Annotated in this window: 29 protein-coding genes; 17 read left to right on the top strand and 12 right to left on the bottom strand. The window is 64.0% G+C overall.

Annotated elements, in window-relative coordinates; all coding sequences use genetic code 11:
• Positions 1 to 48 precede the first annotated feature (48 nt).
• Positions 49 to 396: a DUF1491 family protein gene (locus ACYG9R_RS03220; RefSeq protein WP_023824206.1), complete on the top strand. Its 348-nt coding sequence runs from the start codon at positions 49 to 51 to the stop codon at positions 394 to 396.
• Here ACYG9R_RS03220 and ACYG9R_RS03215 read toward each other — a convergent pair.
• From ACYG9R_RS03215 to ACYG9R_RS03200, 4 genes are all read right to left on the bottom strand, one after another.
• Positions 383 to 1,381, bottom strand: a complete 999-nt coding sequence (locus tag ACYG9R_RS03215) for a DUF2336 domain-containing protein (RefSeq protein ID WP_023824205.1) — start codon at positions 1,379 to 1,381, stop codon at positions 383 to 385. The two genes, ACYG9R_RS03220 and ACYG9R_RS03215, sit on opposite strands and share 14 nt — an antisense overlap.
• Positions 1,382 to 1,777: 396 nt before the next feature.
• Positions 1,778 to 2,326 carry a DUF1254 domain-containing protein gene (locus ACYG9R_RS03210; RefSeq protein ID WP_023824204.1) on the bottom strand — a complete coding sequence of 183 codons (549 nt, stop codon included), beginning with the start codon at positions 2,324 to 2,326 and terminating at the stop codon, positions 1,778 to 1,780.
• Positions 2,319 to 2,903: a DUF1214 domain-containing protein gene (locus ACYG9R_RS03205; RefSeq protein ID WP_023670163.1), complete on the bottom strand. Its 585-nt coding sequence runs from the start codon at positions 2,901 to 2,903 to the stop codon at positions 2,319 to 2,321. The genes ACYG9R_RS03210 and ACYG9R_RS03205 overlap by 8 nt, the downstream gene beginning before the upstream one ends.
• Positions 2,904 to 2,976: 73 nt before the next feature.
• Positions 2,977 to 5,136 (bottom strand): transglycosylase domain-containing protein, encoded by a 2,160-nt coding sequence (locus ACYG9R_RS03200; protein ID WP_023687235.1) that lies wholly within the window; start codon positions 5,134 to 5,136, stop codon positions 2,977 to 2,979.
• 127 nt (positions 5,137 to 5,263) lie between these two features.
• On the opposite strand from ACYG9R_RS03200, the gene ACYG9R_RS03195 reads away from it, so the two are divergent.
• Both ACYG9R_RS03195 and ACYG9R_RS03190 read left to right on the top strand, forming a co-directional pair.
• Positions 5,264 to 5,563 (top strand): glycine cleavage T C-terminal barrel domain-containing protein, encoded by a 300-nt coding sequence (locus tag ACYG9R_RS03195; RefSeq protein ID WP_023824203.1) that lies wholly within the window; start codon positions 5,264 to 5,266, stop codon positions 5,561 to 5,563.
• Complete coding sequence (locus ACYG9R_RS03190; protein WP_023824202.1) at positions 5,553 to 7,106, top strand: trimethylamine methyltransferase family protein; 1,554 nt, start codon at positions 5,553 to 5,555, stop codon at positions 7,104 to 7,106. The genes ACYG9R_RS03195 and ACYG9R_RS03190 overlap by 11 nt, the downstream gene beginning before the upstream one ends.
• A gap of 12 nt (positions 7,107 to 7,118) precedes the next feature.
• Here ACYG9R_RS03190 and ACYG9R_RS03185 read toward each other — a convergent pair whose 3' ends face one another.
• From ACYG9R_RS03185 to ACYG9R_RS03175, 3 genes are all read right to left on the bottom strand, one after another.
• On the bottom strand, positions 7,119 to 7,283 hold the full coding sequence (locus ACYG9R_RS03185; protein ID WP_023698576.1) for a hypothetical protein: 165 nt from the start codon (positions 7,281 to 7,283) through the stop codon (positions 7,119 to 7,121).
• 136 nt (positions 7,284 to 7,419) lie between these two features.
• Positions 7,420 to 9,048 carry a chaperonin GroEL gene (groL, locus tag ACYG9R_RS03180; protein ID WP_023692807.1) on the bottom strand — a complete coding sequence of 543 codons (1,629 nt, stop codon included), beginning with the start codon at positions 9,046 to 9,048 and terminating at the stop codon, positions 7,420 to 7,422.
• A gap of 64 nt (positions 9,049 to 9,112) precedes the next feature.
• On the bottom strand, positions 9,113 to 9,475 hold the full coding sequence (locus tag ACYG9R_RS03175; RefSeq protein WP_023684536.1) for a co-chaperone GroES: 363 nt from the start codon (positions 9,473 to 9,475) through the stop codon (positions 9,113 to 9,115).
• Between the two features lie 247 nt (positions 9,476 to 9,722).
• Here ACYG9R_RS03175 and ACYG9R_RS03170 point away from each other — a divergent pair, with 247 nt between their 5' ends.
• Together ACYG9R_RS03170 and ACYG9R_RS03165 are read left to right on the top strand one after the other, a co-directional pair.
• The gene (locus ACYG9R_RS03170; RefSeq protein WP_023732031.1) at positions 9,723 to 9,986 is read left to right on the top strand and encodes a hypothetical protein; all 264 of its coding nucleotides are present in this window, start codon (positions 9,723 to 9,725) and stop codon (positions 9,984 to 9,986) included.
• Positions 9,983 to 10,249, top strand: coding sequence for a DUF1488 family protein (locus ACYG9R_RS03165; protein WP_023670170.1), 267 nt, complete (start codon positions 9,983 to 9,985; stop codon positions 10,247 to 10,249). Before ACYG9R_RS03170 ends, ACYG9R_RS03165 begins: the two co-directional genes overlap by 4 nt.
• A gap of 42 nt (positions 10,250 to 10,291) precedes the next feature.
• Here the strand turns inward: ACYG9R_RS03165 and ACYG9R_RS03160 are convergent, their stop codons facing one another.
• Positions 10,292 to 10,483, bottom strand: coding sequence for a hypothetical protein (locus ACYG9R_RS03160; RefSeq protein ID WP_023670171.1), 192 nt, complete (start codon positions 10,481 to 10,483; stop codon positions 10,292 to 10,294).
• A 7-nt stretch (positions 10,484 to 10,490) separates the two neighbouring features.
• Positions 10,491 to 10,700, bottom strand: coding sequence for a hypothetical protein (locus tag ACYG9R_RS03155; RefSeq protein ID WP_023670172.1), 210 nt, complete (start codon positions 10,698 to 10,700; stop codon positions 10,491 to 10,493).
• Between the two features lie 217 nt (positions 10,701 to 10,917).
• Between ACYG9R_RS03155 and ACYG9R_RS03150 the strand changes: the two genes are divergently transcribed.
• Entirely contained in the window at positions 10,918 to 11,325 is a 408-nt protein-coding gene (locus tag ACYG9R_RS03150) for a DUF3168 domain-containing protein (RefSeq protein ID WP_023670173.1), read from the top strand.
• A 6-nt stretch (positions 11,326 to 11,331) separates the two neighbouring features.
• On the opposite strand, the gene ACYG9R_RS03145 is transcribed toward ACYG9R_RS03150, so the two are convergent.
• Complete coding sequence (locus ACYG9R_RS03145; RefSeq protein WP_023684533.1) at positions 11,332 to 11,718, bottom strand: ester cyclase; 387 nt, start codon at positions 11,716 to 11,718, stop codon at positions 11,332 to 11,334.
• 280 nt (positions 11,719 to 11,998) lie between these two features.
• Between ACYG9R_RS03145 and ACYG9R_RS03140 the strand changes: the two genes are divergently transcribed.
• From ACYG9R_RS03140 to ACYG9R_RS03105, 8 genes are all read left to right on the top strand, one after another.
• A complete protein-coding gene (locus tag ACYG9R_RS03140; protein ID WP_023670174.1) occupies positions 11,999 to 12,259 on the top strand; it encodes a hypothetical protein in 261 nt (86 codons plus the stop codon).
• 82 nt (positions 12,260 to 12,341) lie between these two features.
• A complete protein-coding gene (locus ACYG9R_RS03135) occupies positions 12,342 to 13,007 on the top strand; it encodes a response regulator transcription factor (RefSeq protein ID WP_023670175.1) in 666 nt (221 codons plus the stop codon).
• Positions 12,991 to 14,409 carry an ATP-binding protein gene (locus ACYG9R_RS03130; protein WP_023702189.1) on the top strand — a complete coding sequence of 473 codons (1,419 nt, stop codon included), beginning with the start codon at positions 12,991 to 12,993 and terminating at the stop codon, positions 14,407 to 14,409. Before ACYG9R_RS03135 ends, ACYG9R_RS03130 begins: the two co-directional genes overlap by 17 nt.
• 174 nt (positions 14,410 to 14,583) lie before the next feature.
• Positions 14,584 to 15,027, top strand: a complete 444-nt coding sequence (locus ACYG9R_RS03125; protein WP_023824201.1) for a hypothetical protein — start codon at positions 14,584 to 14,586, stop codon at positions 15,025 to 15,027.
• Between the two features lie 85 nt (positions 15,028 to 15,112).
• Positions 15,113 to 16,264, top strand: a complete 1,152-nt coding sequence (ccmI, locus tag ACYG9R_RS03120) for a c-type cytochrome biogenesis protein CcmI (RefSeq protein WP_023824200.1) — start codon at positions 15,113 to 15,115, stop codon at positions 16,262 to 16,264.
• A gap of 3 nt (positions 16,265 to 16,267) precedes the next feature.
• Positions 16,268 to 16,711 carry a cytochrome c maturation protein CcmE gene (gene ccmE, locus ACYG9R_RS03115; RefSeq protein ID WP_023705431.1) on the top strand — a complete coding sequence of 148 codons (444 nt, stop codon included), beginning with the start codon at positions 16,268 to 16,270 and terminating at the stop codon, positions 16,709 to 16,711.
• The gene (locus tag ACYG9R_RS03110) at positions 16,711 to 18,702 is read left to right on the top strand and encodes a heme lyase CcmF/NrfE family subunit (RefSeq protein ID WP_023702187.1); all 1,992 of its coding nucleotides are present in this window, start codon (positions 16,711 to 16,713) and stop codon (positions 18,700 to 18,702) included. Before ccmE ends, ACYG9R_RS03110 begins: the two co-directional genes overlap by 1 nt.
• A complete protein-coding gene (locus ACYG9R_RS03105; RefSeq protein ID WP_023670181.1) occupies positions 18,699 to 19,163 on the top strand; it encodes a cytochrome c-type biogenesis protein in 465 nt (154 codons plus the stop codon). The genes ACYG9R_RS03110 and ACYG9R_RS03105 overlap by 4 nt, the downstream gene beginning before the upstream one ends.
• 5 nt (positions 19,164 to 19,168) lie before the next feature.
• Here ACYG9R_RS03105 and ACYG9R_RS03100 read toward each other — a convergent pair whose 3' ends face one another.
• Positions 19,169 to 19,468 (bottom strand): type II toxin-antitoxin system RelE/ParE family toxin, encoded by a 300-nt coding sequence (locus tag ACYG9R_RS03100; RefSeq protein ID WP_023824199.1) that lies wholly within the window; start codon positions 19,466 to 19,468, stop codon positions 19,169 to 19,171.
• Positions 19,465 to 19,734, bottom strand: a complete 270-nt coding sequence (locus tag ACYG9R_RS03095) for a CopG family ribbon-helix-helix protein (RefSeq protein WP_023684527.1) — start codon at positions 19,732 to 19,734, stop codon at positions 19,465 to 19,467. The genes ACYG9R_RS03100 and ACYG9R_RS03095 overlap by 4 nt, the downstream gene beginning before the upstream one ends.
• Positions 19,735 to 19,925: 191 nt before the next feature.
• On the opposite strand from ACYG9R_RS03095, the gene ACYG9R_RS03090 reads away from it, so the two are divergent.
• From ACYG9R_RS03090 to ACYG9R_RS03080, 3 genes are all read left to right on the top strand, one after another.
• Positions 19,926 to 21,479 (top strand): Do family serine endopeptidase, encoded by a 1,554-nt coding sequence (locus ACYG9R_RS03090; RefSeq protein ID WP_023752740.1) that lies wholly within the window; start codon positions 19,926 to 19,928, stop codon positions 21,477 to 21,479.
• Positions 21,480 to 21,731: 252 nt separating this feature from the next.
• Positions 21,732 to 22,406 (top strand): response regulator transcription factor, encoded by a 675-nt coding sequence (locus tag ACYG9R_RS03085; protein ID WP_023670185.1) that lies wholly within the window; start codon positions 21,732 to 21,734, stop codon positions 22,404 to 22,406.
• 107 nt (positions 22,407 to 22,513) lie between these two features.
• Complete coding sequence (locus ACYG9R_RS03080; RefSeq protein WP_023824198.1) at positions 22,514 to 23,989, top strand: sensor histidine kinase; 1,476 nt, start codon at positions 22,514 to 22,516, stop codon at positions 23,987 to 23,989.
• Positions 23,990 to 23,994: the final 5 nt, after the last annotated feature.

Below are 23,994 nucleotides of genomic sequence, written 5' to 3'. Positions count from 1 at the left end.
AGACGAAAATCCGGCTAAGACGCCGCGCATGTCCTCCGGAGCCTCGTCATGCGCGTAACCACCGAGTTTTGGGTGTCGGCCCTGCTGCGCCGTGTTTTCGGCGCCGGCGGCTTTGCGGCCGTCGTCAAGCGCGGCGCAACCGAGGCCGGCGCTGTCTTCGTGCTCTCCCGCGGCAGGCTGGGCGAGGTCTCCCTGTTCGGCCCGGCGCCCCAGACGAGCTACGATTCGGACAAACCGGATGATCGCTTTTTCACGCTGCTCGGCGCCGGCGACGATGCCGCCGTGCTTGACGCCAGGCTTGAGCGGGAGAAAAAATTCGATCCCGACATCTGGGTGGTCGAGATCGAGGCCGCAACGGTTTCCGTCGAGGAGCTTCTCTCCGTCAAGACGCCTTGAGGCTGGCCCCTAGGCTGGCTTTGTCGACGTCCGGCGCTTGGTCGCCATTCGCGGCGACAGGGGTGTTGCCGCGCACCGCTCGCGACAATGTTTCGGCCTTCCAGCCGCGCACCTTGTCGAGCGCCGCCTCGTGGTGCAGCAGCCGGTAGCGGTCGAGGAAGATGCGGATCGCCTGCGGGTGCGGAAACTCCCGGGGGTAAACCGCGACCACGATCAGGAATGCCCTGTCCTCACTGAGGTTGAGCGCCCGCAGCGCGGCGAGCAGCGAGACATAGCTCGAATGCTCGGTCAGCGACCGCGCCGTCGAGAAGTCGATATCGAGCGCGTCGGCAAGCGCGGTCTGGAAGAAGGCGGCGTTGCCGGTCAGCGCCGTCTCGCGCAGCTTGCTGTAAGTTGCTGAGCCGACCGATGTCGCCTCGCCCTCGGCGAGCATCATCGAGCGCAGGCGGCGCCTGGCGGTTGCGGCGGCGCTGCCGGGCAGTTTTGGTGCGCTGGGAGCGGCGGCAGCGGCTTCGGCGTCGGCGCCCGCCACGTCGGCGATCGGCTGGGGCTGCCGCACGCGCACCAGGGTCGGCTTTTCCAGCGCCTTGATCAACTGCGCGATGGTCGGGTTCAAATCCTTGCGGCGGGCAATGGCGCGCGCATGCGGCAGGCCGTGGCGGCCGATCAACGCGATCAGGTCGATGTCGCCCAGCGCCCGCGAACGGACGAGCAAGGGGGCGCAGACATCGACCGGCTCCTCGCAAAGCCGCCGCACCAGGGCGGCCGGCGCATATTCGCATTCGGACAGGGCGGCGGCGACATAGCGGCGCGATTCGACCGGCACGCTGTCGAACAGCGGCAGCGTCAGATCCTCGAGCTGGGCGATCTCGCGGCGCGACGGGCGGGTCAGCGAGCAGAACGCCGACACGGCGGCGCGAAACAGCCTTTCGGCTTTTCCCGATTCCGTCCGTATGGCGATTTGCCTGAAATCCGAAGCTGACACGGAAGATACGCCCGACACTCGACACAACCCGGGCCATGCTCAACCGCAACAGTGTCGGTTTCGCGCAAGGCCTGGAACAAACATCAAATTAGCCGCGATCCGTTAGCGCTCCGTTAACCCTCTGCCGGCCTTAATCACATTTGGAGGCGTTGCGTTGTGCTCCGGGGCAACCGAGAGGAATACGCGAACCATGGGCATGGTACTGTCTTTCGTGCCGCGATCGGCACCAGTCAATCGAGCAGTTCAGGACACCGGTACGCCGGCGGCGGTGATCATTTTTCCCGGCGTCCGCTACGAGCATCCGCCATTGGCAGGCCAGGCGCGGCCGGCGGACAAGCCGGGCACACCACGGACGCCTGTTCCGCACCACTGAGTTTGCTGGTCGTCGGGCTGAGGTCAGTAGTCCTGCAGTTCGCAGGAGCTCTGGTCCAGGAACTGCGACACTATCGGCTTCCAGCTGTCGTCAGGCACGAAGGCGCGGATGACGAAGATGCCTTCCTCGATCGGCGCCTCGACGAAGATCGCCCCTTGCAGGTCTTCGGGAAGCTCCCTGCGCACGTCGATCATCTGTGCCGGCGTCAGCACCACGGTGTCCAGCTTGTTGCCGGTCGCCGTGCGGTCGTTGAATGAATAGAAATTGTGGCCGTTGCGGTCATAGACCGACACCGACCAGAACGGCACGCTGCCCGGCGCCTTGATCCGCACCATGCCTTCGGCAAGGTCGAAGCGGCAGGCGGCGGCGTAAAACAGCGGATCCACCGACTTCACCACCGGCGCGCCGCCCGCCTCGGCGTCCAGCCTGGTCATCATGTAGAGGTCGGACGCCATCGCCAGCCGTGACCAGGCATCGCGCTCGGTAAATTCCGGCACCAGCAAAAGCACGACGATGTGGACGATGCCGGCGCCGAGCAGGCCGAGCAGGATGGCGTGCAGCAACCTACGCATTGCAGCCAGCCTTGACGATCCGGGGCAGCGACACGTCGGAAAGGCCGGTGCTTGAGGCAATCGGCGTGTCGTAGAAGGTGAGCACGAAATACATCCGGCCAAAACCTTCGGTCAGAAGCCAGTTGCCGGGGGCCGGACGGTTGCCGACGGCGATGATCACCGAATTGTCGGGCTGACGCAGCACCTGGTAGGATTGCAGCGCCGCCAGCCTCGGCTTGCCGGTGTCGACCACGCCGAGCGATTGATCCGCGGCATAGAGCGTCCAGAACCGGGCGGTCGGGAAACTGCCCTCGATCCTGTAGTCGCATTGCCGCTGAAGCTCATCGCCGGCCGCATCGCGTTCGGCGATGAAGGACAAGCCTTCCGCCTTGCCGAGCGCCAGCACGCCCTCGCGCGCCACGCGCGCCTTCGAATAGGGGTCGGCATCTTGCGTGCCGATCTCGGGGAAGGCGGTCCATTGGCCGATGCTGATCGCGCCGACGCCGCTCTGCGCCTGCAGCGCATACCAGACGCTGCCGCCGCCGAGGCCGATGGCTATGGCAAGCGAAAGCAGCGTGAAAAAGGCGGTCTTGAGCATGAAGAACCGGGACGAGAGAATTATCGTTCGGGGATATAGCGGGGCAGGCCACAGAGCAAGCAGCGCTGTGGAATCAAAGCGCCGACAGGGTCTCCGGTGTCTGCGGCGAGCCGAGCACGGGCGCTGTCTGGAACACCTTAGTCATCTCGCGCAGCGTCTGTGTCGTGCGGCTGGACAACACCGCCGGGCGCTCGGCGGCGGCATCCGCGGCTGCCTGATCGGCATTTTTCTTCTCCGCTTCCTCGGCCTTGGCTGCGATCTCTTCGTCGACGAAGGGCTTGTCGAGGCCGGGGATCGGCTTCAGGTCGATATTCTGGTGCGCGTAGACCATCAGCCGCTGCCACACCATCGCCGGCAGCGTGCCGCCGGTCATGTTGCGGGTCGGGGTGAAGTCGTCATTGCCGAGCCAGACGGCAGCCGTGTAATTGCCGGTGAAGCCGACAAACCAGGCGTCGCGGTAGGATTGCGTCGTCCCCGTCTTGCCGGCGACGACGATGTTGGGCAGTTGCGCGCGCCGCGCGGTGCCGATCGCCGGCACCGCAGCCAGCATGGTGTTCATGTATTTCAGAGCCTGTTCCGACAGAACCCGATGCGGCGCCGGCGCATCCTTGGCAAAGTCGTAGACGACATCGCCGGTGCGGGTGACGAGCTGGGTGATGCCGTGCCGCGAGCCGGCGAAGCCGTTCTGCGCGAACACGCTGTAGCCCGTCGCCTGGTCCATGACCGTCATGCCCGATGTGCCGAGCACCATGGTCTTGTGCGACTCCAGCGGCGATTCCACGCCGAATGATTCGGCCATCGCCTTGATCGGGCCGATGCCGAGATAGTCCTTGGCCAGCCGTACCGGCACGGTGTTGATCGATTTGGCGATCGCCGTGATCAGCGTCACGTTGCCGGCCGAGCCACCATTGTAATTGTGCGGTGACCAGCCGCCCCAGCTGATCGGCCCGCCTGAGACGACGGAGTCCGGGGTGAACCCGTGCTCCATGGCGGTGGCGTAGACGTAAGGTTTGAACGAGGAGCCGGTCTGGCGCAGCGCCTTGGTGGCGCGGTTGAACTGGCTTGCGCCATAGTCGCGGCCGCCGACAATGGCGCGCACCGCGCCATTGGTCTCGATCACCACAACGGCGCCCTCGGTGACGTTGTATTCCTTGCCGAACTGGCGGAGATGGAATTCGACGGATTCCTCCGCCGCTTTCTGGATGTTGGCGTCGAAAGTGGTGTGGGCGACCAGCGAATGCTGGCCGGGCTTGGCGATCTTCTTGACCTCATCGAAGGCCCAGTCGAGGTAATAGTCCGGGCTCTTCTGCTCGCCGCGGTCGACGATCTCGGCTGGATGCAGCCTTGCCTGCAGCACCTGGCCTTCGGTCATGAAACCGGAATCGACGAGGTTCGACAGCACCACATTGGCGCGAGCACGGGCGGCGGGCAGGTTGATGTGCGGGGCGTATTTGGTCGGCGCCTTGAACAGGCCGGCCAGCATCGCCGCCTCGGCGAGGTTCAGATCCTTGACGCTCTTGCCGAAATAGAAATCCGCCGCCGCCTCGATGCCGAACGTGCCGCCGCCCATATAGGCGCGGTCGAGATAAAGCTGCAGGATCTCCTTCTTCGACAGATTGGCCTCCAGCCACAGCGACAGGAAGGCTTCCTTGATCTTGCGTTGGAAGGTCCGCTCATTCGACAGGAACAGGTTCTTGGCCAGCTGCTGGGTGATGCTGGAGCCGCCCTGGACGACGGAATTGGCCCGCACATTCTCGAAGATGGCGCGCGACAGGCCTAGCACGTCGATGCCGTAGTGCTCGAAGAAGCGCCGGTCCTCGGTCGCCAGCACTGCTTTGATGACATGGTCCGGCATCTCGTCGACAGGCACGGAATCGCGCTGGATGATGCCGCGCTGGCCAATCTCGTTGCCGTAGCGGTCGAGGAAGGTGACGGCGAAATCGCCCTGACTGCGCCAGTCGCCAGTGGTGATCTGGAAGGCCGGCATCGCGAGTGCGAGCAGCACGACGACGCCGCCGGCGCCCATCGTAAAACCTTCGCTCAGCACCTCGATGATGCCGCGTCGCCAGCCGGTGACTCGGAAGCGCCGCGAAAAAATGGTTGCCGATTCCCAGAACTGGCCGGCCTTGAAGCCGATTTCGTAGAGCGAGGAATCGATCCACGCGTCCACCGCCAGCAGTGCGGCGGCGATCGGACCTCTTCGTCTTGGACGTCGTTCTAAAGGACTGGCCATTCCCGAAACTCACCCAACCCACCTGAGAACCGCAAGCGGGCAATTTCAGGGCGGGCATACCCGGCGAAGACTATTCTTCCATTTCAGCCCGGCTCACAAGGGCAGCCAGGCCACACCGCACGGTTTGTTGAGCGCCGCCCGCATCGTGACGCTGGAGTTCTGCTCCGTCGATGCCGACGCCAGTGGCTTCGAGCCAGACTGGCACAAGGGCCGGCGGGTCGGATTCGTCACCTCAGGCGGCTATGGCTACACAATAGGCAAAAGCGTCGCGCTGGCGTTGCTGGACGACGAATTCGCCGGGGAGGGGACCGCGCTTTGGGTGCACATTGTCGGCGGCGTCGAGCGGCCGGCGCGAATTATTCCGGCTCGCCATACGGCCCGAGGGCAAGGCGATGCGGCAATGAGGAGTTTTGGCCATGGTCGATGACATCATAAGGGAGACCAGGCGCGAGCGCCGGCGCGGGCACACCGGCGTGGCCGGCAGCGGGTCAAGCCGCCACCCGAACTATCGCTCGCTCAAAAACCCGTTCCTGCCGCAGCCGGTGTTTTCGGACGACCAGGTCGCGGCCATCCACGGCACGGCGTTGCGCGTGCTGGAAGAGCTCGGCATCAAGGTGCTGCCGCCGGAGGCACGGGCGATCTACGCCAAAGCCGGTGCGCTGGTAGATGAGGACAGCCAGATGGTGCGCATCGGCCGCGATATCGTCACCGCCGCACTGGCCTCGGCGCCGAAATCCATCCGGGCGCTGGCGGGCAACCGTAGCCGCGATCTCATGCTGGAGCTCGGCTCGATGACGTTCCTCGCCGGGGCCGGGGCGCCCAACGTCACCGATCTCGAACGCGGACGGCGTCCGGGCACGCTCGCCGCTTTCGAAGAACTGACCAAGCTTGTTCAGAATTTCGATGTGCTGCATATGCTCGGCCCCTGGATCGAGCCGCAGGATGTCGACAACCATTTGCGCCACTATGCCGTCAACCGTGCGCAGCTGACCCTGTCGGACAAGTTTCCCTTCGTCTTCGCCCGTGGCACGCCGCAGGTCGAGGACGGGTTCGAGATGATCCGGTTGGCGCGCGGCCTCTCGCAGGACGAGTTCCTTGCCGGCGTCCATTGCTATACCGTCATCAACACCAATTCGCCGCGCCAGCTCGATATCCCGATGGCGCAGGGCATCATCGACGTCGCCAAGGCCGGCCAGGTGTCCATCATCACGCCCTTCTGCCTGGCCGGCGCCATGGCGCCGATCACCGTCGCCGGCGCATTGACGCTGCAGCATGCCGAGGCGCTGGCTGGTCTCGCGCTGGCGCAGATGGTGCGGCCGGGCGCACCGGTGGTTTACGGATCCTTCTCCTCCAATGTCGACATGAAGTCCGGCGCACCGGCCTTCGGCACGCCCGAGCACGTCAAGGCGACGCTGGGCGCCGGCCAGCTGGCGCGCTTCACCGGCCTGCCTTGGCGGTCCGGCGGCGGCAGTGCGGCCAACATTTCCGATGTGCAGGCGGCGCACGAGACGCAGTTCGCGCTGTGGGGCTCGGTGCTTGCCGGCGCCACCGTCTGCATCCATGCCGCGGGCTGGCTGGAGGGTGGCCTCAGCGTCTCCTACGAGAAGCTGATCACCGATATCGAGGCATTGCAGACGGTTGCCGAACTCTGCGCTAGGACCCCCGGCGACGAGGATTCTATCGGCTTCGAGGCGATCGCCGAAGTCCAGCCGGGCGGGCATTTCTTCTCCGCCGGCCACACCATGACGCGCTACCGCACCGCCTTCTACGAGCCGCTGGTCGCCGACTGGTCGAATTTCGGCAGCTGGACGCAGTCCGGTTCGAAGTCGGCCACCGAGCGCGCCACCGGCATCTGGAAGCGGACGCTGGCCGAGTTCCAGCCGCCGGCGTCGGCCGTTGCCACATCCGATGTGCTCGACGAGTTCATTGCCCGCCGCACCGAAGAGGGCGGAGCGTTGCCGATGTCGTGAGGTTGGCAGCCGTCACATCGGCCGCTTGTCGCCGGTCTTCGACGGCTCGCGGCCAATCGGCCCGGCATCGGCCTGCGTGTGCTTGTCGGCGGCGATCCGGCGGATGCGATCGAAGCGGCTCTCCTCCGCCGGCTTGGTCGCGGATACAGCGTTTGGCTTCGGGGCGAATGTGATCATCTGTCGATCTCCCTGTCGTTGCTGACTGGTCTTGACTGACTGACGGAAATTCCTAGCTCGCCGGGGAAATGTCTCGGGCAGCCTGTTCTGATTTATGCCCGCCCAGATTCCCAGGCGGGCAATTTTCGGGCGATGGTCAGTAGCCGCCCATGCCGCCACCGCCGCCCGCAGGCGCCGCATCCTTGGCCGGGATGTCGGTGATCATCGCTTCGGCGGTGATCAGAAGGGCGGCGATCGAGCCGGCGTCCTGCAACGCGGTGCGCACCACTTTCGCCGGGTCGACAATGCCGGCCTTGATCATGTCGACATAGACCTCGTTCTGGGCATCAAAGCCCTGATTCTGGTCCTTGCTGTCGGACAGCTTGCCGACGACGATCGAGCCTTCGACGCCGGAATTCTCGGCGATCTGGCGGATCGGCGCTTCCAGCGCCCTGAGCACGATCGAAATGCCGGCGGTCACATCGTCATTGGCGCCGGTCAGGCCGGCCAGAGCCGATCTTGCGCGCAGAAGCGCCACGCCACCGCCGGGCACGATGCCTTCTTCCACCGCCGCGCGCGTCGCATTCAGCGCGTCGTCGATGCGGTCCTTCTTTTCCTTCACTTCAGACTCGGTGACGCCGCCGACGCGGATCACGGCGACGCCGCCGGCGAGCTTGGCCAGCCGCTCCTGCAGCTTCTCCTTATCGTAATCGGACGTGGTCTCCTCGATCTGGCCCTTGATCTGCGCGATGCGCGCCTGGATGGTCGCCTTGGTGCCGGCGCCGTCGATGATCGTGGTGGTGTCCTTCTCGATCAGTACGCGCTTGGCGCGGCCAAGCATCTCGATGGTGACGTTTTCGAGCTTGATGCCGAGATCCTCGGAAATCATCTGGCCCGATGTCAGCACGGCGATGTCTTCCAGCATCGCCTTGCGGCGATCGCCGAAGCCCGGCGCCTTGACGGCCGCGACCTTGAGGCCGCCGCGCAGCTTGTTGACGACCAGCGTCGCCAGTGCTTCGCCTTCGACGTCTTCCGAGATGATCAGCAACGGCCTGCCGCTCTGCACCACTGCTTCGAGGATCGGCAGCATCGCCTGCAGATTGCCGAGCTTCTTCTCGTGGATGAGCACGTAAGGCTCTTCCAGTTCGACGCGCATCTTGTCGGCATTGGTGACGAAATAGGGTGAGAGATAGCCGCGGTCGAACTGCATGCCTTCGACGACATCGAGTTCGGTGTCGGCGGTCTTGGCCTCCTCGACGGTGATGACGCCGTCATTGCCGACCTTGTCCATCGCCTTGGCGATCATGGCGCCGACGCTGGCATCGCCATTGGCGGCGATGGTGCCGACCTGCGCGATCTCGGCCGACGACTTGACCTTCTTGGCCTTCGCCTTGATGTCCTTGACCACGGCGGCGACAGCCTGGTCGATGCCACGCTTGAGGTCCATCGGGTTCATGCCCGCGGCAACCAGCTTGGCGCCTTCGCGCAGGATCGATGCGGCCAGCACCGTGGCGGTGGTGGTGCCGTCACCGGCGAGGTCGTTGGTCTTCGAAGCCACTTCGCGCACCATCTGCGCGCCCATGTTCTCGAACTTGTCGGCAAGCTCGATTTCCTTGGCCACCGTCACACCGTCCTTGGTGATGCGCGGCGCGCCATAGGCCTTGTCGATGATGACGTTGCGGCCCTTGGGGCCGAGCGTGACCTTCACCGCATTGGTGAGGATCTCGACGCCGCGCAGCATGCGGTCGCGCGCGTCGGTGGCGAATTTGATTTCCTTGGCAGACATTTTTTTCAATCCCGTTGGTGTGGTGAAGCAAGCGGCTCGCCGGAGCCTAGCAAAGCCAGGCCGGTCAGGCGGCCTTCTTGGCTTTGACGCTTTTCTCGGTGACGACCGTCCCGCTCTTGCCGATAGCGGCCGTCTCGCTCTTGTCGATGACGCCCATAATGTCGGCTTCCTTCATGATCAGCAGGTCCTCGCCGTCGATCTTGACCTCGGTGCCCGACCATTTGCCGAACAGGATGAAGTCGCCGGCCTTGACTTCGAGCGGAACAAGCGCGCCGTTTTCGTCGCGTGCGCCCGGCCCAACGGCGATGACTTCGCCTTCCTGCGGCTTTTCCTTGGCATTGTCGGGAATGATGATGCCACCCTTGGATTTGACATCGCCTTCGGCGCGCCGGATGACGACGCGGTCGTGGAGTGGCCGAAACTTCATGAGAACTTCTTTCTGGGGCCGGCATAGGCGACCGCGCCGTTCTTATAGGCGTGTTGGCACTCGATAGATAGGAGTGCCAAAAATTATTCGTGGCCAAAATTTAATATTAAAAAGTATTATGATGTCTGCCGGGGTTCGAAACGTCGCGAGGCGCCTAGATATTTCGAAAAATTGAATTTCGAGGCCAAAGCGACTATTTATATCGTAAGTTCGATTTCACAATTTCAGGCACGAGGAGATTTATGCGATGGCCGAAGGCAATCAGAGCATCATGGAAAAAGCTGAAGCCCGCTTCATGGACAAGCAGAAGAAGACGGCCGAGCGCAACAAGGCAACCTCCGACTACATGTCCGAAGCGAGGGCCAGGGAGATCAAGACGGCAAGGCTCAGGGAATTGCGCCTGGAGAAGGAAGAGGCCGACCGCGTCGCGGAAGCCTTGAACCCGACACCGAAGAAGAAGCGGGCTACCGTCAAGAAAGCCGCCGCCGCGCCGAAGGGGGGCACGTCATGAGCCTGACATTCCCCAATCCAAGCCGCTTCTATGACGAGGCCGGCAAGCGCATCCGCTTTGTCGGCCATGACGGCATGTTCCAGATTTCCTTCTCTGTCGCCGCCGATGCCCTCTCGAAGGCGCCATCAGGGACGGCGACCGCGGAAGCCACCTATCTGGCGGCCTTCGACACCGCGTCCAGCTCCATCCATGACATTGCCAGCAAGGCCTACGCCCGCACCCGCAAGAGCATTTATGTGCTCACAGCCGCGGATTTCGGCTAGCGCGCGTTCGTCTTGCATCAGAGCGGCTGAGATCAGCGTGCGTCAGGACTTGCGGTCGGCTTTTGCCCGCCGCTTGACGTCCCGGCTGTTCAGGCGGTCGGCCATCGCTTCCGCATCCCGCAAATTCATGGCCACCATTACCTGTTGCTTAAGCTCGACAGGCTGGCCGGTGAAGATGTCGAAGATAGTCCAGCTCTCGGGCTCGTCCATGCGCAACGCGTAGCGGTTTGCCATATCGGCATCAGGCCCTTGACATGAAAAATGCCGCCGCCAGGATCAGGATTGTCCAGGCCACCACCGACAGCTTCAAGGCCAGGCCGCCATGCATTGAAAGTATCTCGCGCATGCGCAGGGCCACGGTCCTCTTCGACAGGGCGGGTGCTGCCGCAATCGCGACCGGGGGCTTGACGCCAAGCTTTCCAAAAGCCGGCAGCAGCGGTGGCGTTCGCATGAAATGACCTCGAATTGCCGGAGAAAACAGGGCTCCTCATAACACCCTTCTTGAAACTCCCCGCATGCCAAATAGAACCCGGTCCGTGAAAGGGCCATGCCGCCCGATTCGCCGCCTTCCATCAGGCGGATCGTCATCTGGCGAAATCCGTGCAACGCGGTTAGGTTGCGCGCGAAACTGAGGTTGTTCAAAGCGTGACAGGCGAACGGAGACGACGATGACGGCGCCCGGCGATTTGCTGCAAGCCTTGTTCATGAGATTGAAGAGCGATGCCTCGCTGACGGCGCTGCTCGGCGGCGCCGGGTTGCGCGAGCAGGCGGCCGACAGTGCCGCCTTCCCTTATGTGACCTATGGCAGGACCAGCGCATTCGATCTGGACACCGGCGCCGACAATGATGACGACCAGCTCATCACGCTGCATGTCTGGTCGAAGGCGCAAGGCGAGGCCGAGACGCGTCTGATTATGGACAGCATCCGGGCGCGCCTTGACGGCGCCGCTTTCGCCACCGGCTCGCGCGACCAGACCCGCCTGTCGCTGGAGTTCGCCGAGGCCCGCTACGACGAGGACCTGGCGCTCTACCACGGGGTGCTGCGGATACGCGCTCTCACCGAACAAAGTGATTGAAGCAACCTAGATCTGCGCCTGGATCTCGGCCTTGTCGATGACTGACCACACCTCGCGGATGCGACCCTCTCCGAATTCGTAGAAAACATTCTCAGCGAACGACACGCGCTTGCCGTTCACCGGCAGGCCGAACAGCACGCCCTTGGGATGACAGTCGAAATGCAGGCGCGCCGCCACGCGCGGCGGCTGGCAGACCAGCAGTTCGATGTTGAAGCGGAGGTCGGGAATCGCCTCGAAATCGCCTTCGAGCATACGGCGATAACCCGACAGGCCGAGCATTTCGCCATTGTGCTGCACCTCGTCGCCGACAAAGTCTCCAAGTTTCGCCCAGTCCTGGGCATTCAGGCAAGCGATATAGCCCCGGTAAAGGTCGGCAAGGTCTTTATCCGTCATGGCGCACTCCGATGATTTGGCGTTTCCCGCGCTATTTAGGGCGGCCCTTCAGAATGGTCTCGCCTTGACCTGTTCCCAATCTGGCTGCGAATTGAGAACCTGCGCGCAAACACCATAGCCGCGCAGCCGGTTTTCCGGTTATGAATCCATTGCCCGGTCTGAGGGACTGGGCGGTAGGATCGCATTCATTCGTTGCGCGCGCAGGGGGTATTGCGGGGATGGATTTTCACCCGTTCACCGTTCATTTCACGTTCAGCACAGTTGCGTTACAACGCCGACCATGAAAACGCTTCGCTCTCATGTCAGAACCGCGATACTGGCGCTCACAGCGGCCGGCCTGTTGGCGTCGCAAGCGACGCCGGCAGCCGCGGCGGATTGCTACGCGATCGGCCAGCAGGTTGCCGAGCAGAATGGCGGCACGCTGGCCAAGGCTTCGCAGACGACGCGTGGCGGCCAGGAGGTCTGCGTCATCGTCGTGCTTGTGCCGGGCAAGGACGGCCAGCGTCCGCGCCGTTCCGAGATCGTCGTCCCGGCGAACTGATCCAATCTTCCCTCTTGCAGGGCTCGTTTCCCAGACCACCGGAATCGGCCTATATCTGACCCATCAACAGGCCTGACCGATCATGCGCGTACTCGTCGTAGAAGATGACAAGGATCTCAACCGGCAGCTGGCCGACGCGCTGGTCGATGCCGGCTATGTCGTCGACCGCTCCTATGACGGCGAGGAGGGGCATTTCCTCGGCGACACCGAGCCCTACGATGCCGTCGTGCTCGACATAGGCCTGCCGCAGATGGACGGCATCAGCGTCGTCGAGCGCTGGCGCCGCAACGGCCGCAAGATGCCGGTGCTGATCCTGACAGCGCGCGACCGCTGGAGCGACAAGGTGTCGGGCATCGATGCCGGCGCCGACGACTATGTCACCAAGCCGTTCCACATCGAGGAGGTGCTGGCCAGGGTGAGGGCGCTGATCCGCCGCGCCGCCGGCCATGCCTCGTCCGAGCTCACTTGCGGGCCGCTGCGCCTCGACACCAAGGCCTCCAAGGCCGATGTCAACGGCGTGCCGCTGAAGCTGACCTCGCATGAGTTCCGCCTGCTGGCGTATCTGATGCACCATATGGGCGAGGTGGTGTCGCGCACCGAGCTGGTCGAGCATCTCTACGACCAGGATTTCGACCGCGATTCCAACACCATCGAGGTCTTTGTCGGCCGGCTGCGCAAGAAGATGGGCATCGACATGATCGAAACCGTGCGCGGCATGGGCTATCGCATGCGTGAGCCGGAGGCGTAAGGCGGAACCGCTCCCCATACCAGCAAGGAAGCCTTTTTCGGCGCGGCTCTGGCCGCGCTCGCTGGCCTTCCGCGTCATCGGCTTTTCCACGATCTGGGCGATCCTCACCCTGATCGTCATCTTCACTCTGATCACCACGCTCTACCGCCAGGCCAGCGAGCGCGGCTTCGACAGCCTGCTGTCGGCGCATCTGTTCAATCTGATCGGCTCGGTCGGCGTTTCCGAATCCGGCCAGCTCACCGGTGCTCCCGACCTTGGCGACCTGCGCTTCTCGGAGCCGAATTCGGGCTGGTACTGGTCGGTGGAGCCGGCTTCCGAAGGTGTGCACGGCAACCTTCATTCGTCCTCGATGACCACGACGATCCCGTCGCCGACCGTCGCCGAGGTGCCGTTCAATTCGAGCTTCCAGCGCAGCTACTCCACCGACGGTATCGGCGACGAGCAGCTCGAAGTGTTCGAGAGCGAATTCGTGCTCGACGCCAAGAACCGCGCCGCGCGCTTCCGCGTGATGGGCAACAAGACCGAGCTCGAACAGGAGATCGCCACCTTCCAAGGCCGATTGCTGACCTATCTCAGCCTGTTCGGCGTCGGCATGATCGCCATCAATGCGATCGCTATCCTGCTCGGCCTCCAGCCCTTGCGCCGGGTTCGCAACGCGCTTGCCCAGGTGCGCGAAGGCACGGCGCAGCGGCTCGATGGCCGGTTTCCCGCCGAGATCGAGCCGCTCGCCAACGAAACCAATGCGCTGATCGAAAACAACAAGCGCATCGTCGAGCGCTCGCGTACGCAGGTCGGCAACCTTGCCCATTCGCTGAAGACGCCGCTCGCCGTGCTGATAAATGAGGGCCGGGCTCTCGGCGGCGCCAAGGGCCAGCTCATCGCCGACCAGGCGGCGTCGATGCAGAAACAGGTCGACCACTACCTGCAGCGGGCACGGGTCGCGGCGCAGCGCGACAGCGTCGTCTACCGCACGCCGGTGACGCCGCTGGTGCAGCGCATGGTGCGCGTGCTGCAAAAACTCAAGCCTGATGTCAGCCTGTCGCTTACGCTGCCGGCGGCCGACATCGTCTTTGCTGGCGAGCGCGAGGATTTGGAGGAACTGCTCGGCAACCTTCTCGACAATGCGATGAAATGGGCGAAGAGCACTGTTGCCGTATCCGTCACGCCGGCCGCAGCCGGCCTGTTCGAGCTATCGATCGAGGATGACGGTCCCGGCATCCCCGAGGACAAGGCCCGCGACGTCTTGAAACGCGGCCGGCGCCTCGACGAGACAAAGCCGGGAACCGGGCTCGGACTTGCCATCGTTGCCGACCTCGTCAACGAGTATGGCGGGGCGCTGGCGCTGGAACGCTCCACGATGGGCGGGCTGAAGGCGGTTGTGCGCTTGCGGAGCTTGCAATGATGTACTGCCCAGGGCCAATCGACACGGCCGAATGCCTGTGTTATGGCGGCCCCTCGATTGCGCAAAAGCCGTTAAGAACGGCCAAATTTCCGACAAATATCAATAGTATGACGTCCTGACGCCCCCGATGACGCGGCCCCCAGCGCATCCCGTTCAAGAAAACCGGTTGTTGGCATGAAGATTCGCGTTGCGCTCGTTTCCGCACTGCTCGCTCTTTCCGGCTGCGGAACGCTGGGCAAGGGCAGTGGCCCGGATATCTCCATCACCAACCCGCCCGCGTCGCCTTCTTCAGGGGCCAAAGTCGCGACGACGATCATCTCGGCCATGGCCGGCGGGCTCGTCGGCGGATCGATCGGCAGCGGCCTGAACAGCACCGAGAAGCGCAAGGCGCTCGAGGCGGAATACAAGGCGCTCGAATATACGGCGAGCGGCCAGAAGGTGACGTGGAAGAGCGACAGTTCGGCTCATTCCGGCGAAGTCGTCGCGGCCCAGCCCTACCGCGTCGGCTCGCAGGATTGCCGCCAGTACACCCATACGGTGTTTACCGGCACGGCCGGCCAGACCGCGCGGGGCACCGCATGCCGCAACGCCGACGGCAGCTGGACGCCGCTGACCTGAACATTGGGCCGGGGTCGGAATCCCGTCAAAGCGTCGCAGCACCCTCATGTTGTGAGAGCAGGGCTCTCGCTCTATTGGAAGAACCATGCTGTTCTGGGTCATAGCCGCAATCCTCACGCTAGGCGCAAGCCTGACGGTGCTGCTGCCGCTGACCAGTGGCGGCAAGGACGCTCCGACCAGCAGCGACCACGACCTCGAAGTCTATCGCGACCAACTGGCCGAGCTTGAGCGTGACGCCGCGCGCGGGCTGATCCAGCCGGCGGAAGCCGAGGAGGCGCGCGCCGAAATCGCCCGCCGCATCCTTCGCCTGGGAGATGTTGGTCAAGCCAATGTCGGTCAAGCCGATGCGCCTGGCACGCGGCAGCCGTCAAAGGCGGCAAGGCTGGTGGCAACGGCTGCGGTACTGGCGGTCCCTCTGCTCAGCTGGGGCCTTTACAGCCAGCTCGGCTCGCCGGATCTGCCGTCGCAGCCGCTTGCCGAACGGCTGGCCAAGAATCCGGCCGATAGTTCGGTCGACGAGTTGGTGGCGCGCGCCGAGGCTCATCTTGCCGCCAACCCTGGCGATGGACGCGGCTGGGACGTGCTCGCCCCGATCTATCTGCGCCTGCAGCGCTTTCCCGATGCCGTGACCGCCTATCGCAATGCCATCCGCCTCGATGGCGACACGGCCGCCCGCGAGGCCGGCCTCGGCGAAGCGATTGCCAATGCGGCCGGCGGCATCGTTTCGGCCGATGCGCAATCCGCTTTCGAACAGGCGCTAAAACTCGACCCGGGAAACGCGAAGGCCTCGTTCTATTTGGCGATGGCGCTGGCCCAGGAAGGCCGCATACCCGAGGCAACCACGGCTTGGCAGAAAATGCTCGATTCCCTGCCGCAGGATTCGCCATGGCGCGGAGCTGTCCAACAGGCACTGGCCGAGGCCGCCAACCGCAGCGTCGCGTCAGGAGAGCCCGCCAAAGGCCCCGATGCCGCAGCCGTCGATGCCTCGTCGATGGCGCCGCAGGACAGGCAGGCCATGATCGAAACCATGGTCGCCGGCCTCGACGAAAAACTGCGGCAAAATCCGCGCGACGCGGAAGGATGGATGCGGCTCATTCGTTCCTATGTTGTGCTGGGCAAGGCTGACCAGGCGCGCGACGCGCTGCATCGCGGTATCGCCGTGTTTGGCGCCGACAGTGAGGAAGCGAAGAAATTCACCGCCTTTGCCGCCTCGCTCGGCCTGACGGCGACGGAGTAGGACATGACGCGCAAGCAGAAGCGATTGTCGGTGATTGTCGGAGGTCTTGCCTTCCTCGGCGCCGCCACCGGGCTGACCTTCTATGCGTTGGGCCAGAAGGCCTCCTATTTCTATATGCCCGCCGATCTGACCACCGCCAGCTTGCAGCCGGGACAGCGCATCAGGCTCGGCGGCCTCGTCGAAAAGGGCACGGTCGTGCGCGGGCAGGGCGCGACGGTTGCGTTCTCGGTCACCGACGCGCACAAATCGGTCAAGGTCAGCTATACCGGCATCCTGCCCGATCTGTTCCGCGAGGAGCAGGGCGTCATCACCGAAGGCAGCTTTGGCGCCGACGGCGTTTTCGTCGCCGACAGCGTGCTGGCCAAGCATGACGAGCGCTACATGCCCAAGGAAGTCGCTGACGGGCTGAAGGCCAAGGGCGTGTGGCAAGAGAGCAAGAGCCAGTAATGGTTGAGACCGGACACTTCGCGCTCGTCCTCGCCTTTGTGCTGTCGCTGGTGCAGACGCTGGTGCCGCTGATCGGCGCCCGTACCGGCAACCAGAGGCTGATGGCTGTCGGCGGTCCCGTCACGGTCACAGGCTTCGCGCTCACGGCGCTATCGTTCGCAGCACTCGCCGGCGCCTATGCAAGTTCCGATTTCTCGGTGGCGAGCGTGTGGGAAAACTCGCATTCGCTGCAGCCGCTGATCTACAAGATCACCGGAACCTGGGGCAATCACGAAGGCTCGATGCTGCTCTGGGTGCTGATCCTGACCTTCTTCGGTGCGCTGGTCGCTGTCTTCGGCTCCAACCTTCCGGCGACGCTGCGCGCCAATGTGCTGGCCGTGCAGGGGGCTATCGGCGCCACCTTCTTCCTGTTCATCCTGGCGACATCCAATCCGTTCACCCGGCTCAATCCGGCGCCGATCGAGGGCCGCGATCTCAACCCGGTCCTGCAGGATCTTGGCCTCGCCATCCATCCGCCGCTGCTCTATCTCGGCTATGTCGGGTTCTCTATCTGCTTTTCCTTCTCGGTCGCCGCCCTCATCGAAGGCCGCATCGATGCCTCCTGGGCGCGCTGGGTGCGGCCGTGGACGCTGGTCGCCTGGATGTTCCTCACCGGCGGCATCGCGATGGGCTCCTACTGGGCCTATTACGAGCTCGGCTGGGGCGGCTTCTGGTTCTGGGATCCGGTCGAAAACGCCTCCTTTATGCCGTGGCTGGCCGGCACGGCTCTTCTGCATTCGGCGATCGTCATGGAGAAGCGTTCGGCGCTCAAGATCTGGACGCTGCTGCTTGCCATCCTCACCTTCTCGCTGTCGCTGCTCGGCACCTTCCTGGTGCGCTCCGGCGTGCTGACCTCGGTGCATGCTTTCGCCACCGATCCGACCCGCGGCATCTTCATCCTGTGCATTTTGACGCTGTTCATCGGCGGCTCGCTGGCCCTGTTTGCGCTGCGCGCCTCGCGGCTGACGGCCGGCGGCCTGTTCCACCCGATCTCGCGCGAAGGCGCGCTTGTCCTCAACAATCTGTTCCTGACCACGGCCACCGCCACCGTGCTGGTCGGCACGCTCTATCCGCTCGCGGTCGAGGCGCTTTCGGCCGGCAAGATCTCGGTCGGCGCCCCCTTCTTCAACCTGACATTCGGCCCGCTGATGGTGCCGCTGCTGGTCGTGGTTCCGTTCGGGCCGCTGCTAGCCTGGAAGCGCGGCGACCTCTATGCCGTCGCTCAGCGCCTGATGGCGGCTTTCGGCGCCGCTCTCCTGGCGATGCTGGTCACGGGGCTGTTTATCGACGGCGCGTCGGTGTTCGCCGCCCTTGGTGTCGGCCTCGCCTGCTGGCTGGTCTGCGGCGCGCTCACCGACCTCGCCGTCAAGTCCGGCTTTGGCAATGTGTCGCCCGCCATCATGCTGCGCCGTTTCGCCGGCCTGCCGCGTTCGGTGTTCGGCACTGCACTTGCCCATCTCGGCCTCGGGCTGACGACGCTCGGCATTGTCGGCACGCTGTGCTTCGGCACCGAAAGGATACTGTCGATGCATGCCGGCGAGAGCGTCGAACTCTCCGGCCACACGCTGCGTTTCGACGGCCTCTTCCCGGCGCAGGGTCCGAATTACAGCGAGCAGCGCGGCCGCTTTTCCCTGATCGGCGCCGATGGCGGCGTTTCAGCCGAAATCACCTCGGCCAAGCGCTTCTTTCCGGTGCGGCAGACGACGACGACCGAATCCGGCATCGAGACGATCGGCTTCAGCCAGCTCTATCTGTCGCTGGGCGATGAAGGCACCGATGGATCCGTCGTGGTGCGCCTGTGGTGGAAGCCGCTGGTGACGCTGATCTGGGGCGGAGCTCTGGTGATGATGGCGGGAGCCGCAATGTCGCTGCTCGACCGTCGCCTGCGGGTTGGCGCACCCTCGCGCCGCCGCAAGCAGGCAGCCTCCATGCCGTCGGCAGGCGCGCCGTGAGCACCAGGTTCTCGTTGGCCTCGCTCACCCTGCTTCTGGCGCTGCTGTTTGCCGGCGCGGCGCAAGCGGTGAAACCGGACGAGGTTCTCACCGATCCGGCGCTCGAGGCGAGGGCGCGGCTACTGTCGGAAGGCCTGCGCTGCATGGTCTGCCAGAACCAGTCCATCGACGAATCCGATGCAGACCTCGCCCGCGACCTGCGCATCCTGGTGCGCCAGCGCCTGGTTGCCGGCGATACCGACCAGCAGGTGATGGACTATATCGTGTCGCGCTACGGCGAGTTCGTGCTGTTGAAGCCGCGCTTCAGCCCGCGCAACGCCTTGCTTTGGGGCACGCCGGTGCTTCTGCTTCTGGTCGGCGGCATTTTCATTGTGCTGACCACACGCTCCCGCCGCTCGTTGGCAACCAAGGCGCTGAGCGCCGAGGAACAGGCGGCGCTGGACAAGATGCTGAGCGACTAGCTCGGCTATTCCTCCAAAGGCCAGTCCCGCGACGTGTGGATGGCGCGCAGGATAACAATGCTCTGACGGCCGGCGATCAGGCGCAATTCATAGGCAATGATGTAGGGCAGGCGGCCGATGGGCTTCTCATAAGTGCCTGTTACCCGGCCAGGTCGGCCCGTCGCCATATCACCAAGGCCCCGGCCCATTTCACGGATACGGTCCGCGAGGCGTCGGGCGGCGGCAGGATTGTCCTGAGCGATAAAGGCAACTTGCTGCGTGAGATCGTCCAGCGCTTCTCGCGACCAGGTGACGAACAGCTTCACGCCTTGCCTGCGCGCCTGGCTTTCGCTGCTTCGATCACCGCGTCGAGCTCCGCCATGGCGTCGTCGTGGGGCACGACGCGGCCAGCCTCTGCGTCGGCCATGCCACGTTTTATGCCTTCGATGATATCCAGCTCGCGATCGACATAGGCTGAGACCGCCTCGGCGGCGAGGAACGATTTACTACGCCTGGTATCGGTAGCGATCTGCTCCAGCTTCAGCTTGGTCTCGGACGAGACTCGAATGGTCATGGTGGTGCTTGCTGTCATTGTGAAAGCCTTGTGCTGAGTTGTGTACACCATAGGGCAGCAGGCGAGCGCAACCAAGCGATTTGTGCGACCGCCCAACATTACAAAACTTTCATGCACCGGAAATGGCGCCGTAATGTGCGCCTCTCTATTTCTCTTGTCCGAGGATGCTCTGCCTGAGCCGCATCCAGTGAAAAGAGGATACGAGACCCATGACTATCGCCCCCAACCCATATTCCCGCACCCGCAAGCGCCTGTTGGCCGCCGCCGCTTCGCTGGCCATTGCCGGCGGCATCGGTTTCGGCGCCGTTGCCACTGGTACAGCTCCCGTTCTGGCCGACGCCGTGCGGGTCGAAGCGCCGCAGGTACCGGGCTTTGCCGATGTCGTCGAGCGCGTTTCGCCGGCCGTGGTCAGCGTCAAGGTCAAGGCCAAGATCGAGCCTGCCGCCGATGACGGCTCCGACCAGTCCGACGATCCGGACGGCATGAACAACCTGCCCGACAATCCGCAGCTGCGCCAGTTCTTCAAGCAATTCCGCGGCTTTGGCGATCAGAACGGCCATGACGGCGGCAATCGTCGCTTCAGCCACCGCGACCATAACAACGACCAGCCGCGTCCGGTGGCGCAGGGTTCGGGCTTCTTCATCTCCGATGACGGTTATCTCGTCACCAACAACCATGTCGTCGAGGAAGGCTCCGCCTTCACAGTGGTAATGAATGACGGCAAGGAGCTTGACGCCAAGCTGATCGGCACCGATCCGCGCACCGATCTGGCGGTGCTCAAGGTCGATGGCGTCGGCAAGTTCACCTATGTCGATTTCGCCGACGATTCCAAGGTTCGCGTCGGCGACTGGGTGGTGGCCGTCGGCAATCCGTTCGGCCTCGGCGGCACCGTCACCGCCGGCATCGTCTCGGCCCGTGGCCGTGATATCGGCGCCGGTCCCTACGACGACTTCATCCAGATCGACGCCTCGGTCAACCGCGGCAATTCGGGCGGCCCGACCTTCAACCTCAACGGCCAGGTCGTCGGCATCAACACCGCGATCTTCTCGCCGTCGGGCGGAAGCGTCGGCATTGCCTTCGACATTCCGGCCTCGACCGCCAAGCAGGTGGTGCAGGATCTGATGAAGAGCGGCTCGGTGCAGCGTGGCTGGCTCGGCGTCGAAATCCAGCCGGTTACATCGGACATCGCCGAATCGCTGGGCCTGAAGTCGCAGAACGGGGCTCTGGTTTCGGGCGCCCAGGACGGTGGCCCCGGCAAGAAGGCCGGCATCACCGCCGGTGACGTGATCACCCAGGTCGAAGGCAAGGACGTCGCATCGCCGAAGGAACTGGCTCGTCTGATCGGCGCCTACCCACCCGGCAAGTCGGTCGACGTCACGGTGTGGCGCGACGGCAAGAGCCAGACCATCAAGGTCGATCTCGGCACGTTGCCATCCACCGACAAGCAGGCCTCGGCCGACCCGCAGCAGCCCGCGGCACCGGCAAAGCCCGCCGCGCTGGCCGATCTCGGCCTCACCGTCACCAAGTCGGAAAACGGCAAGGGCCTGGTGGTGACCGATGTCGATCCCGACAGCGATGCCGCCGACCGCGGCATCCAGCCCGGCGATGTCATCACCTCGGTCAATTCGACGGAGGTGAACGGCACCGAAGACGTCGCCAAGGCGATGGCCGATGCGGTCAAGTCCGGCCGCAAGGCGGTGCTGATGCAGATCACCCGCGACGATTCAAACCGCTTCGTCGCGCTGCCAGTCGCCAAAGGCTGACATCACACAGTTTCCAGTGCGGCGGTTTCAACACCCCCGAGCCGCCGCACGGGAAGCAAGGGGCCGAACGCGTTAGTCAGTCATCGTGTTCTGCCCCCGGCGGCAGCGGGCCCATCGCCCGCTGCCGCTCTAACATCGAAGCATGTCGCCCAAAAGTGCACGGCGGTTTTGGCAAAACGACATGCTTGAACGAAAGCTTTTGCGCTCATGGCCGCCCCTCAATCTTCCGGCGAAATCGCGTATAACGGCTCTATGAAGATTCTCGTCATAGAAGACGATCGCGAGGCGGCCGACTATATGCAGAAGGCCTTTGCCGAGGCTGGGCACACCGCCCATGTCGCTGGCGACGGCGAAACCGGCTTTGCGCTGGCCGATGCCGGCGACTATGACGTGATGGTCGTCGACCGCATGATGCCACGCCGCGACGGGCTCTCCGTCATTGCCGGCCTGCGCTCGCGCGGCAACACCACGCCGGTGCTGATCCTGTCGGCGCTGGGCGAAGTCGATGACCGCGTCACCGGTCTGCGCGCCGGCGGGGACGACTATCTGACCAAGCCCTATGCCTTTTCCGAATTGCTCGCCCGCGTCGAGGTGCTGAACCGCCGCGCCAGCGCCAGGGAGGCCGAAACCGTCTACCGGGTCGGCGATCTCGAGCTTGACCGGCTGTCCCATTCGGTCAAGCGCGCGGCGCGCGAGATCACGCTGCAGCCGCGCGAATTCCGCCTGCTCGAATATCTGATGCGCCATGCCGGCCAGGTGGTGACGCGCACCATGCTGCTCGAAAATGTCTGGGACTATCATTTCGATCCGCAGACCAACGTCATCGACGTTCACGTCTCGCGCCTGCGTGGCAAGATCGAGAAGGGTTTCGACAAGCCGATCCTGCATACGGTTCGCGGCGCCGGCTATATGCTGAAGAGCGGCTAGAGCATGATCCCAAAAAGTAGGTACCGGTTTTTGGAGAAGATCATGCTCCAACAAAGGGGTAGGTCATGATGAGATTTCAGCCAAATCTCATCATGAGCTAGAACTCGATGGCCCTTTCCCTGCCGGCCATCATGAGGACGACGGCGGCGCGGCTTTCAGCGCTTTATTTCCTGCTTTTCGCGCTATGTGCCGTGTTGCTGGTCTTCTACATGACGTCGTTGTCGGCCCGCATGCTGACCGGCCAGACCCAGCAGACCATCAATGACGAGGTGCTCGGCCTCGCCCGTGCCTATCAGAGCGGCGGCCTGCCGCGGCTGGTGCGCGTCGTCGAGCAGCGCTCGCGCCAGCCCGGCGCCAACCTCTATCTCATTGCCGATGTCAACGGCCAGATCCTCACCGGCAACGTGCAGAGCCTGGCACCGGGGGTGCTCGAGACCGATGGCTGGACGACCGAACCCTTCTCCTATCGCCGTTTCGGCGAAGGTGAGCTCGAACGGCAGCGCAACCAGGCTGCTGACCCGAACGGCGCGGAGGCCGGCGAGAGCGAAATTCAGTCCGAGGGCGAGAAGGGCCACAACGCCATCGCGCTGGTGCTGCGGCTGCCCAACCAGATGATCATGCTTGTCGGCCGCGATCTCGGCGAACCCGAGCGCTTCCGCGCCGTCGTCCGCCGCGCCCTGATGCTGGCGCTGGGCATGATGGGCCTGGGCGGGCTGCTGATCTGGTTCCTTGTCGGCCGCGCCGCGCTGAAGCGCATCGACAGCGTCTCGGAGGCAAGCCGCCGCATTATGGGCGGCGATCTCACGGGACGGCTGCCGGTGACCGGCGCCGGCGATGAGTTCGACCGCCTGTCGGAAAACCTCAACACCATGCTGGCCAGGATAGCGACGCTCAACGAAGGGCTGAAGCAGGTCTCCGACAACATCGCCCATGATTTGAAGACGCCGCTGACCAGACTGCGCAACCGCGCTGAGGCGACACTTTCGGGCAAGCACAAGACCACCGACTACCGGCAGGCGCTGGAAGGCACCATCGCCGAATCCGACCAGCTGATAAAAACCTTCAACGCCATCCTGATGATCTCCAGGCTGGAGGCCGGCTATTCCTCGGAGAGCACCAGCAAGGTCGATCTCGCCGCCGCGGTGCATGACGTTGTCGAGCTTTATGAGCCGGTGGCGGAGGAGGCTGGCGTGGTGCTTGAAACTGCCGCGGACGGGAATTTTTCCGTCGAAGGCAACCGCGAGCTGATCGGCCAGGCACTGTCGAACATCGTCGACAACGCCATCAAATACTCGACCGATGCGACGGAAAAGCCTGCCGTGCGCGTAGCCCTGCAGCGCGTCGGTCACGAAATCCGCCTTTCCGTTTCCGACAATGGCCATGGCATCCCCGACGATGCCGACCGCGCCAGGGCGACCGAGCGCTTCGTGCGGCTGGAAAAGAGCCGCTCGCAGCCGGGATCCGGTCTTGGCCTCAGCCTCGCCAAGGCGATCATGACTTTTCACAATGGCCGGCTTGAACTTCTGCCTGCCAATCCCGGATTGTCCGTTATCATGAGCTTCCCGGCGCGGGAGGACCATTGATGGCG

It is taken from the genome of Mesorhizobium sp. RSR565B, assembly GCF_054719465.1.
This window is presented reverse-complemented; position numbering and strand designations above follow the sequence as displayed.